11 protein-coding genes are annotated in these 9969 nt (G+C 73.0%); 7 read left to right on the forward strand and 4 right to left on the reverse strand.

Annotated features, from left to right (window positions below; translation table 11 throughout):
* The coding region (locus tag AB0442_RS40395; RefSeq protein WP_366168515.1) for a family 10 glycosylhydrolase at positions 1 to 1534 on the forward strand (1534 nt) is incomplete at its 5' end.
* A 33-nt stretch (positions 1535 to 1567) separates the two neighbouring features.
* Here AB0442_RS40395 and AB0442_RS40400 read toward each other — a convergent pair.
* The gene (locus AB0442_RS40400; protein ID WP_366168516.1) at positions 1568 to 2590 is read right to left on the reverse strand and encodes an LLM class flavin-dependent oxidoreductase; all 1023 of its coding nucleotides are present in this window, start codon (positions 2588 to 2590) and stop codon (positions 1568 to 1570) included.
* A gap of 391 nt (positions 2591 to 2981) precedes the next feature.
* On the opposite strand from AB0442_RS40400, the gene AB0442_RS40405 reads away from it, so the two are divergent.
* On the forward strand, positions 2982 to 4112 hold the full coding sequence (locus AB0442_RS40405; protein ID WP_366168517.1) for a hypothetical protein: 1131 nt from the start codon (positions 2982 to 2984) through the stop codon (positions 4110 to 4112).
* A gap of 36 nt (positions 4113 to 4148) precedes the next feature.
* On the opposite strand, the gene AB0442_RS40410 is transcribed toward AB0442_RS40405, so the two are convergent.
* Together AB0442_RS40410 and AB0442_RS40415 are read right to left on the reverse strand one after the other, a co-directional pair.
* The gene (locus tag AB0442_RS40410; RefSeq protein ID WP_366168518.1) at positions 4149 to 4955 is read right to left on the reverse strand and encodes a class I SAM-dependent methyltransferase; all 807 of its coding nucleotides are present in this window, start codon (positions 4953 to 4955) and stop codon (positions 4149 to 4151) included.
* A gap of 194 nt (positions 4956 to 5149) precedes the next feature.
* Complete coding sequence (locus AB0442_RS40415) at positions 5150 to 5527, reverse strand: hypothetical protein (protein ID WP_366168519.1); 378 nt, start codon at positions 5525 to 5527, stop codon at positions 5150 to 5152.
* 179 nt (positions 5528 to 5706) lie between these two features.
* Between AB0442_RS40415 and AB0442_RS40420 the strand changes: the two genes are divergently transcribed.
* Positions 5707 to 6159 carry a hypothetical protein gene (locus tag AB0442_RS40420; RefSeq protein WP_366168520.1) on the forward strand — a complete coding sequence of 151 codons (453 nt, stop codon included), beginning with the start codon at positions 5707 to 5709 and terminating at the stop codon, positions 6157 to 6159.
* 536 nt (positions 6160 to 6695) lie between these two features.
* Here the strand turns inward: AB0442_RS40420 and AB0442_RS40425 are convergent.
* Positions 6696 to 7382: a hypothetical protein gene (locus AB0442_RS40425; protein ID WP_366168521.1), complete on the reverse strand. Its 687-nt coding sequence runs from the start codon at positions 7380 to 7382 to the stop codon at positions 6696 to 6698.
* A 204-nt stretch (positions 7383 to 7586) separates the two neighbouring features.
* Here AB0442_RS40425 and AB0442_RS40430 point away from each other — a divergent pair, with 204 nt between their 5' ends.
* The 4 genes from AB0442_RS40430 to AB0442_RS40445 all read left to right on the forward strand — a co-directional run.
* The gene (locus AB0442_RS40430) at positions 7587 to 7757 is read left to right on the forward strand and encodes a transposase (protein ID WP_366168522.1); all 171 of its coding nucleotides are present in this window, start codon (positions 7587 to 7589) and stop codon (positions 7755 to 7757) included.
* Between the two features lie 76 nt (positions 7758 to 7833).
* Positions 7834 to 8340: a hypothetical protein gene (locus tag AB0442_RS40435; protein ID WP_366168523.1), complete on the forward strand. Its 507-nt coding sequence runs from the start codon at positions 7834 to 7836 to the stop codon at positions 8338 to 8340.
* 60 nt (positions 8341 to 8400) lie between these two features.
* Positions 8401 to 8820, forward strand: coding sequence for a hypothetical protein (locus AB0442_RS40440; protein WP_100890401.1), 420 nt, complete (start codon positions 8401 to 8403; stop codon positions 8818 to 8820).
* A gap of 255 nt (positions 8821 to 9075) precedes the next feature.
* Positions 9076 to 9969 (forward strand): IS5 family transposase (locus AB0442_RS40445; protein WP_366168524.1); only part of this gene is annotated, 894 nt, incomplete at its 3' end.

Raw genomic sequence — 9969 nt, forward strand, 5'->3', positions numbered from 1 at the left:
GGTACCGGTGCCGACACCGGTACCGGTGCGCCGCGAGGAGGGTCCGCCCGGGACGCCGCCGGCGGCGGCGGTCGCGCCGCACCCGGTGAAGCGGCAGATGCGCGGGCTGTGGATCGCCTGCCTCAACCACACCGACTGGCCGGACCGGCGGCGGCTCGGCGCCGAACAGATGCGGGCCGACTTCACGGCGCTGCTCGACTCGGCGGTGGCGACGGGCTTCAACGCGGTGTTCGTCCAGGTCCGCCCGACCGCCGACGCGCTCTGGCCGTCCCGGTTCGAGCCCTGGTCGCAGTGGCTGACGGGGACCCAGGGGCAGGATCCGGGCTGGGACCCGCTGGCCTTCATGATCGGCGCCGCGCACGAGCGCGGCCTCCCCTTCCACGCCTGGTTCAACCCGTTCCGAATCGCGATCCACCCCGATCCGGCCCGGCTGGTGGCCGACCATCCGGCCCGCCGCAACCCCCACTGGGCGATCGCCTACGACGGCGAGCTGTACTACGACCCGGGGCTCGCCGAAGTCCGGGAGTTCGTCCTGGACGCCGTCATGGACGCCGTCACCCGGTACGAGGTCGACGGTGTGCACATCGACGACTACTTCTACCCCTACCCCGCGCCCGGCGGCCGCGGCTTCCCCGACGACGGGTCCTTCGCCGCCGAGAGCCGCGGCTTCACCGACCGGGCCGCCTGGCGGCGCGACAACATCGACCTGACCGTCCGGCAGCTGCGCGACCGGGTGCGGGCGGCCCGGCCGGACGCCGTGTACGGGATCAGCCCGTTCGGGGTCTGGCGCAACCGGTCCACCGACCCGGCCGGCTCCGCCACGACGGCGCTGCAGGCCTACGACGCGCAGTACTGCGACTCGCGCGGCTGGGTCCGCAAGGGCTGGGTCGACTACATCGCGCCCCAGCTGTACTGGCACATCGGCTTCGAGATCGCCGACTACGCCGTCCTCGCACGCTGGTGGGCCGCGCAGGTGGCGGACACCGACACCCAGCTGTGGATCGGCCAGTCGGCGTCCCGGCCCGGAGCCCCGGGCCGGCCGGCGCCCTGGCAGGACCCGGCGGAGCTCTCCCGCCACCTCGCGCTCAACGAGGCCGTCGGATCGATCGGCGGCGACGTCTTCTTCAGCGCCCGCACCGCCCGCACCGACCGGATCGGCGCGATCCGCCGGCTCGCGGCCGACCACTGGCCCCGGCCCGCCCTCGTCCCCCTGCTGCCGCGGCTCGCCGGCAGCGCACCGCCCGCGGCGCCCTCGGTGCACCCCTCGCCCGACCGGCAGGACCTGCGGATCACCCCGGCTCCGCGCACCGGCCGCCCGCACCCGTTCCTGTTCGCCGTCTACGGGTACGCCGACGACCCGGGTGCGCGGCCGCCGGCCGATCCGGCGCGGCTGCTGGCCCTGCTGCCGGCCCTCACCGTCCGCCGGTACCGGCCACCGGCCGTCGCGACCGGCCCCTGGTACGCCGTCACCTGCGTCGACCGGGCCGGGCGCGAGGGCCCGCCGTCCGCGCCCGTGCGGCTGCCGGCGGGCTGAGTCGCCGCCCGTGCGGGTCGGTCCGCGACGGACTCAGTCCGTGGCGGGACGCCAGCCGAGGGCCGGGCCGAGCACGGTGGCGATGTCGGTCAGGATCTGCACGTAGTCCTCGTGCCCGAAGGTGAAGGGCAGCGCGAAGGCCACCTCGTCGATCTCGCGGAAGGCCGGATGCGCGTGCAACCGTTCCGCGATCTCCTGCGCGCCGCCGACCAGGTCGGGGGCGAAGAGCAGACGGGCCGGTCCCTGCGGGGCGGCGGTCCGCGGCAGCCGGGCGCGGGCGTACTCCCGGTACCTCGCCCGCTGCGCGGGGGTGGCGCTGTCGGTGGGTATCACCACCAGCCCCTGCGAGACCCGGGCCCGGGCGCCGTCGGGGTGGCGCTCGCGGAACGCCCGCACGTGCGAGAGCTGGACGGCACCGAAGTCCTCGCCCTCCTCGGCCTTCACCACGCTGCTGACCAGCAGGTTCATCCCGTTCTCGGCGGCCTGCCGGGCCGACCCCAGACTGCCGGCGCCGTACCACATGCGGTCGGCCAGACCGGGCGCGTACGGCTGGACCCGGTCCGAGAACGCCTCGATGCCCTCGGTGCCGCGGAAGTCACTGGCGGGCTTGCCACCGACGAGGTCGAGCAGGCGCCGCACCCGGGCGAACCCGAAGTCCTCCGACTCGGCGGTGTCCGGGTACAGCGCCTCGCGGACCCGCTCGAAGTGCATCGGCGGGCCCACGCTGACACCAGGGTTGAGGCGGCCCCCGGACAGCACGTCCACGGTCGCGAGGTCCTCCGCCAGGCGCAGCGGGTTCTCCCAGCCGAGCGGGATGACCGCGGTGCCGAGCTCGATGCGCCGCGTCCGCTGCGTGGCCGCGGCCAGCACGGCCACCGGGGAGGAGATGCCGAACTGGAGGTGCCGGTGGCGCAGCCAGGCGCTGTCGAATCCCAGCCGTTCGCCGAGTTCGACGAGTTGCAGGGTGGACTCGTGCCCGCCCGCCGGGTCGGCCTCGTCGAACAGGCCGATGGTCAGGAAGCCGAGACTGCGCAGGGGTTGCGAGGGAAGCGGCACCGGGGTCCTCCGGGTCGGGTGCGACGTGCCGGTTCGGGCACGCCGCACGGCGGGTGGCCGTCGGCGGCGGCCGGCCGGCCTGACCTGAGCCTGCTCAGCCGGTCCGCGCCGCAATCCCGGCACCGTGCCGGGTCTGCCGCTGGTGGCCCGCTCGGAGCCCGCTCGCGGCCCGCCGCGCTCCGTCACGGAGAGTCCGATCCGTCGTCATCCTCCTTGCCGGGGAAGGGCGTTGCGGCCGTGTGCCGCCATGTCACGAGGGGCGTCCGCCACCCGTGTGCCGACTCCCCCGGCTGTCGGGCCGCCGCCGTCCCGCGGGACCCGGCGAAGGCCTCGTGAACGTGTCCGCATCCCCATTGCCCGCACCGCTCGCGACCTGCAAGGATCCTCCGCCGTGAGTCTCCTGCTGCTCGTCATCGCCGGGACGTACTGCGTCATCTGGCTCCGGGGCCCCCACCGCACGTCCAGGGCCGCCACGTGGGCCGCCACCGTCTTCGACCCCGCCGCCTACGGGCTGGTGCCGCACGCCGTGCTCGACCCGCGCCGGCCCGGCCCGCCCGCGCCTCCGGACCGCAGCGCGGCCGTCCGCTCGATCTGCGAGGCCGCCTGGACCGGCGACTGGCGGCCCGCCGCCGCGTACGTCGAGGCCGCGGGCGAGGACTGGGACGAACGCTGGTCCAGGCTGGAACTGCTCGCCGACATCGCCGAGCAGGACGACGCCTGGCTGACCGCCTGGCGGGCCGCCGACCCGGCCAGTTGCGCCGCCGCCACGCTGGAGGCCCGGTGCATGGTCGACCGGGCGTGGGCGATCCGCGGCAGCGGCTACGCGCACCAGGTACCGGCCGACCGGATGACGAAGTTCCGGGAGCTGCTGCCCGCCGCGATCGAGGCCGCGCAGCGGGCCGCGCTGCTCGCACCGGAGGACCCCGGCCCGTGGGTGGTCATGGTGCTCGCCGCCCGCGGCGCCCAGTACACGCCGGACCGGTTCGGGCCGCTCTGGGACGGCCTGGTCGCACGCGCCCCGCACCACTACGAGGGGCACTGGCAGGCCATGCAGTACTGGTGCGCCAAGTGGTACGGCAGCAACCGCAGGATGATGGCCTTCGCCCGCCGCGCCATGGACAAGGCGCCGGCAGGCAGCCCGCTGGCCGGCATCTACGTGCACGCGCTCTCCGAACTCGAGACCCGCAGCGGCCTCCGCGCGCTCCCCCGCACCAGGGCCGCCAGGCGGCGGCTCAAGGCCGTGGCGCAGGCCCTCGCGACCGTCCCGGCGGACGATCCGCGCCTGCCCGCCCTGCGGCACCTGCTCGCCGACCACCTTGCCAAGGCCGGCCTGCACGCCGCCGCCCTGGAGCAGTTCCGGCTGGTCGGACGGTGGTGCGGCGGCGCCCCCTGGGCGGACCGGGCCGACCCGGTGGCGGCGTTCGACCTCGCCCGCGGCATCGCTGTGCGGCTGTCGCGGACGAAGCCGCTGCCGCCCGAGGCCCGGCACCTCAAGGACACGGTCCTCCACCACCACGGCTGACGCTCGTCGCCGTTCCAACCGTCCGGGTGCCCCGGGTCAGCGGCGGGCGCTCACCAGCAGGGCCGCGTGCGGCAGCGCCAACAGGCCGTCCTCGCGGAGGAACTCCCGGGAGAGGGTGTCGAAGTGACGCCTCACCTCCGCCCGGGTCCGCTCGTCCTGGCTCAGCAACACCTGCCCGAGGAAGCCCACCCCGTTCGCCGGGCCGGACCACCACTCCTCGGCACCGGTCCGGTGCTGCCAGCGCAGGGTCTCGCACCTCGCCTCGCACAGCCCGGCCGAGGCCAGCAGCCGGGCGAGCCCGTCCGGACGGTGCGGGAGCTCGTCCTCCCCGGGCGGCGCCGGCAGGTGCGACGGCCGGGCCACCCCCGCGGCGGCGACGGCCCGGCCCAACAGCGCCTGCCCCGCGGGGGCCGGATGCACCCACACCGTCAGGGCGATCCGCCCACCCGGTCGGACCACCCGGCGGAGCTCCGCGAGCGCCTCATCGGGACGTCCCACGTGGTTGAGCACGAAGTTGCCGACCGCGGCGTCGAACACGCCGTCCCCGAACGGCAGCTCCGGCAGAACGGCCGTCAGGACCTCCGCCGAGGGCACCGTCCGCGCGGCCAGCTCCACCATGCTCGGCTCGGCGTCCACCGCGGTCACCGCCGCACCCCGCCCGCAGGCCGCCGCGGCCACCGTTCCCGTCCCCGTCCCGACGTCGAGCACCCGGGACCGCGCACCGACGCCCGCCGCATCGAGCAACCGCGGGACGGGATACGCGCACAGCCCCGCGGCACTCCCTGCGAACGCCGCCGCGCGACCCGCCCACGTCCGACGCTCGTACGCGTCGAAAGCCGTCACCTGCACGCCTCAACCCCCTACCCCGCCGCGGAGATCGAGAACACGACGGACCATGACCCCAACGATCGGAACTCCGGCCCGGCCGACCGGTCGACGGTCAAGACCGTCCGGGTCCCGGTCCGACACCGGGACCCTGCCGTCGACAGCCGGCATCCCGACCGGCCACCGGATCGGGACCGCCCCAGCCTGGAGAGTCAGGCCGACGGCCCAACCGGATCGGAACCGCCCCAGCCGAGAATCTCCCGCTCGGAATCCCGTAGATGCTCCCAGACGCGAATCTCCACAGCCTGCAACACCTCGCTGCGTCGGCTCGAGGTGAGCTCGTCGAGGAAGTCCCGGCAGCGCACCAGAAGGTCGCGACTGGCTTCCGGCGAGTCCAGAGCCGGCCGAAGAACGACCCAGTAGAAGGCTTCGGACAGAACTGTGTAGAGGCCCAGGGGGTACGGGCTGTGCCCGAGCTCCTCCGCGGATTCGCGCTCAGCCGAGTCCAGCTGTTCCAGGAATACTCGCGCCTCTGGAAGATGGACTTCTAGCGATGCTCTGACGAAGTCGTCGTCCGAGAGGTGCGACATCGGTCTCCCTTGACGTTGGCTGGGGCTCGGACAGAACGCCACGAGGGTACGCGGCCGTCGCACCCCATCAGGCGGTGGCCCACCACAGCACTCCGGCGTGAGGTCCTTCTGAGCGACTGGTGCTCCAGCCGCAGATCGTGATCATGGATACCGAGGCCGCTCGTCGGTAGCCTGCGCGTGTGGCTGAGACCTGGGACGAAGTGCAGCTGATCGCGGCCGGCTTCGAGCGCGTGTACGTCGAGTTGGAGTGGTGCAGCGGGCCGCGCGCCGGCCTCGCCGATGTCGACGGCAAGCCTCACTACTTCCAGGGCAACGACTGGGATGACGCTGACGGGGCCGACGAGTACAGCGTCTGGCCCGCGAGCGACGCGGCGGTGGAGCTGGAGCGCGAGCAGTGGGCGATCTTCGCCAGGTGGAACGAGCGCCATGAGGCAGGGACGGTGGGGTCGGAGACCCACCCGGGTCAGGGCGGGTTCGATGACCGCTACGACGAGCTGGTCCTTCTACTGGCGCCACACCGTCAGGTGCCGGACGGTGCGGAGCGGCTGGTGGGCGAGGTGCGCTTCGACGCCGGGGCCCGCTACCGGGTCGAGGGTCCGGACTACTGGTTCCGATGGCGTCCGAGCAGGTGAGGCCCGTCGGCGCATCGACGAGGCGGGGCCGTTCAGAGGTCCGGGATGAAGTCGGGCTTGATCCCGGGGGCGGTCACCCCCCTCCCTCACCGTTTCGACGAACGCGACGAGAACCGACACGAGGCGTGGCCAGGTCGTCGGAGGGCCCCAGGTGTCCGGGGCGAAGACGGAGCCGACCCGCCAACCCCCGTCGGTCGCCGTGATCCGGACCGCACCGGGCACGTCGTACGACATCGAGTCGAACGCGAAGTCCCCCGCTCACCGTCCGGGAGTCGGAGCCAGAGCGAGGGGACGCGCGCCAGTTCGGCCACCGGGAAGCCGTCCTCGTTCCACACCGTACGGCCGTCGTCGCCGATGACCAGGTCCGCCTCGATGTCCACGAGCAGCACCTCCACCGGGACGGAGTCCGCGGTGAGTCCCCGACGGGCCGGATCCGGCGCGCCGAGGTTCCGGCAGGCGAACTTCACCGCTTGATCACCTCGTCCAGAGTCCGGGCCCACGGCGTGGACAGCGCATCCCGATCGGGACGACTCCGGTCAGGGCGTCCCCCGACTGCAGGAGCGCGGGGTGCTGTCCCACTGCCAGCGGGTGCGCCGTCGACGGCCCGGGAGGTCGCCGCGGCCGGTCGCCCACAGCAGGGTCGGCCAGGGGTCGGTGTCGGTCGGGGCTTCGGGGAACAGTCGGGTCAGCACGCGGGTGCAGATCTCGGCGGGGGCCTGCCAGTCGAGTCCGAGGCCGAGAGCCAGGTCCTGGGCGTGCGCGAACAGCTCGACCAGACCCATGGCCGCGGAGCCCTCGGCGTCCGTCGTCCCGAACACGTGGAAGGCGCGGGCCTGCGGCGAGGCCGTGCGTACCATCGCCACGTGCAGCGCCCCGCAGGCCTCCAGCACCTGGAGCACGCCCTCCGGCCCGCTCTCCCGCTCGGCGAAGATCACGTTGGCGGGCTTGCCCGGGGCCTCCCGGCGCCAGACGAACGGCACATGGGTGGCGGCAGGGGGCGTCTGCGGGCCGAGTTGGGCGGCGTAGGAGAAGAGGTCGTCGGCCAGGTGCTCGGCCGTCTCCCAGCAGCTCCATTCCAGGCTGCCGGCGGGCCGCCCCCAGTCCGCGCCGAGTGCCTCGGGCCGGCGCAGCAGTGCGGCGACGAGCCGCACGCCCTCGGCGAGGTCCTCGGCCGTCACGGGCCCTACGGCTCCGGACCCTTGCGCGTGATCACGGTCAGACATGCACCCGAGCCTACGGGCCCCCGCCCCGCGCGGGTGACAGGTTTTCCCGGCCGCCACCGCCCCGTCCCGTGCCCCAGCCCCGTGCACCGCACCACCTGCGGAAACCCGAAGGGGAGGGCCTAGGCCGTGTATCGAAAGTAGATCTTGGGCTGTGAATGATCACGGTTTATGGGGCGGGGAGATCTCACGGACGAGTAGTGGGCGGTGCTGGAGCCCTTGTTTCCGAAGGGCACGAAGGCCAGCCGGCCGCCCGTCTGGCCTCGGCGACGGTTGATCGACGGCATACGGTTTCGGGTCCGGACCGGTGTTCCGTGGCGGGATGTGCCTGCCGAGTACGGGCCGTGGGGTCGGGTCTACGACGTGTTCCGTCGGTGACAGCGGACTGGAACCTGGCACCGGATCCTGACCCGGCTGCCTCGGCGCGCTGGCCGACGGCCGCTTCCGGCGGAGCGTGGACTACGCCGGCCTGGACTTCTTCCCGGACGTGTTCCGACCCATAGACGAGGACCGCTTGGCGGACGCGGTCGCGGCAGCCCTCACCGCCTTCCGCCGCACCAGTCTGCCGCTAACCGGCATCCCGGACACCGTGCCGATCCGGGCGTACGAGAACGGCTGGCCGACCGGCCCGGGCCGCAGCGAACAGCGGCAGGCCGCCGTGCTCGACGCCGTCGTTCGGACGGTGGCCGCCCTGGTCGGCGAGCTGAACATCGACGGATACTCGCTCTTCGCCCTGCGGGATGCCGACAGCCACGCCGAGGGGCTGTTCCCGCACTTCGGCCTCCTGCACGACGACTACACGCCCAAGCAGGCCTTTCGAACGTACCGCGACCTCATCGAGGAGCTGCACGTCGGTGACGGCTCGTCAGGTAGCGATGACCGAGCATCAAGTGACTGTGTCGGAAAGGTGTTGGAGAACGGGGGATTCGGCAGGTCGGGCTGGGTGAGCGTAGCCGGGTGATCTTGGGCGCTGCTATCGTGCGTGCGGCACCTGCCGGTACGGATGTTCGAACGGAGAGACATGCGGAAGTCGAAGCGGATAGCGGCGCTCGCCCTCAGTGTGCTGGGCATGACGACGGGAATGCTGTTCGCGGCTGCTCCGGCGCAGGCGGCGTCGACGCCCAGCGGAGCCTGCAACAGCGTCGGCAGCGGGTACTACCTGATCGACCAGCACCCCATCGGCACGGTCGCCGACGTCTACCTGTTCTACAACGGCTCCAGCAACTGCGCCGTCACCTGGAAGCGCAGCCCGAACGGGACCACCCGGTACGACCTGAGGGTGAACATCGAGCGGCAGAGCGACCTGAAGGACGCTCCGGACGCGGGTTACTACCTGTACTACGCCGGCCCGGTGACCCTGAGCGCCAAGGGCACGTGCATCTCGTGGGGCGGCGAAGCGGAGGGCGTCCGCTGGTACTCCGGCTGGACCCACTGCGGCTGATCTTCGAAAACCCCGGCCCCGCGCAGCGCGGCCGGGGCCCGGCCACGTCGGCCCGCCGGTCGCCCCCGTCGCATCGGACCCGCCGGTCGGCCACTGTACGGTCGGACGGCACGGGGCCCGACCCCACCGGCGGCGCACCGACGTTCGAGCAGGCAGGGAGACTGGCACGTGGACGCACAGCTCACCGTCGACTGGTCCGAGGCGACCTAGGCCGTGTATCGAAAGTGGATCTTGGGCTGTGGATGATCACGGTTCATGGGTCGGGGAGATCTCACAGACGAGCAGTGGGCGGTGCTGGAGCCGCTGTTGCCGAAGGGCGCCAGGGCGGGGCGACCACCGGTCTGGGCTCGGCGGCAGCTGATCGACGGCATACGGTTCCGTGTCCGGACCGGCGTTCCGTGGCGGGACGTCCCCGCCGAGTACGGACCGTGGAGCCGGGTCTACGACCTCTTCCGCCGGTGGCAGCGAAACGGCACCTGGCAGCGGATCATCACCCGGCTCCAGTCCCTGGCCGACGCGAAGGGGGCGATCACATGGGACCTGAGCGTCGACTCCACGGTCTGCCGCGCGCATCAACATGCGGCTGGAGCCCGCAAGCACGGCGACCTGCAGAAGGAACCGCCGGGCGGCATCTTCACCGAGCCCGGTGACCATGGGCTGGGGAGGTCACGCGGCGGGTTCACCACCAAGCTCCACCTGGCAGTGGAGCAGGGTCAGAAACCCATGTCGATCGTGGTGACCGCTGGGCAGCGCGGGGACTCTCCGCAGTTCGAAGCCGTGCTGGACAAGGTCCGCGTGCCCCGCGTCGGACCGGGCCGGCCGCGGGTCCGCCCCAATCGCGTGCGGGCGGACCGCGCCTACGCCTCCCGCAAGAACCGCGCCTACCTGCGCCGTCGCGGGATCCGCTGCACCATCCCTGACAAGGCCGACCAAGCGCGCAACCGGCGGAAGCTCGGCTCCCGCGGCGGTCGACCGCCGAAGTTCGACAAGGCTGACTACCGTGAGCGTCATGCGGTCGAGTGCGGGATCAACCGCCTCAAGAGGCACCGCGCTGTCGGTGAGGTCGACTCGGGGCGCCCTGCTGGTGTCTCCACCAGTGGGTTTCCCCGAGCCGCCTCCCGAACCCGGCGTGCCCGTCTCCGGGCACCG

The organism is Kitasatospora sp. NPDC085895, assembly GCF_040702125.1.
Taxonomy (GTDB): Bacteria; Actinomycetota; Actinomycetes; order Streptomycetales; family Streptomycetaceae; genus Kitasatospora; species Kitasatospora arboriphila.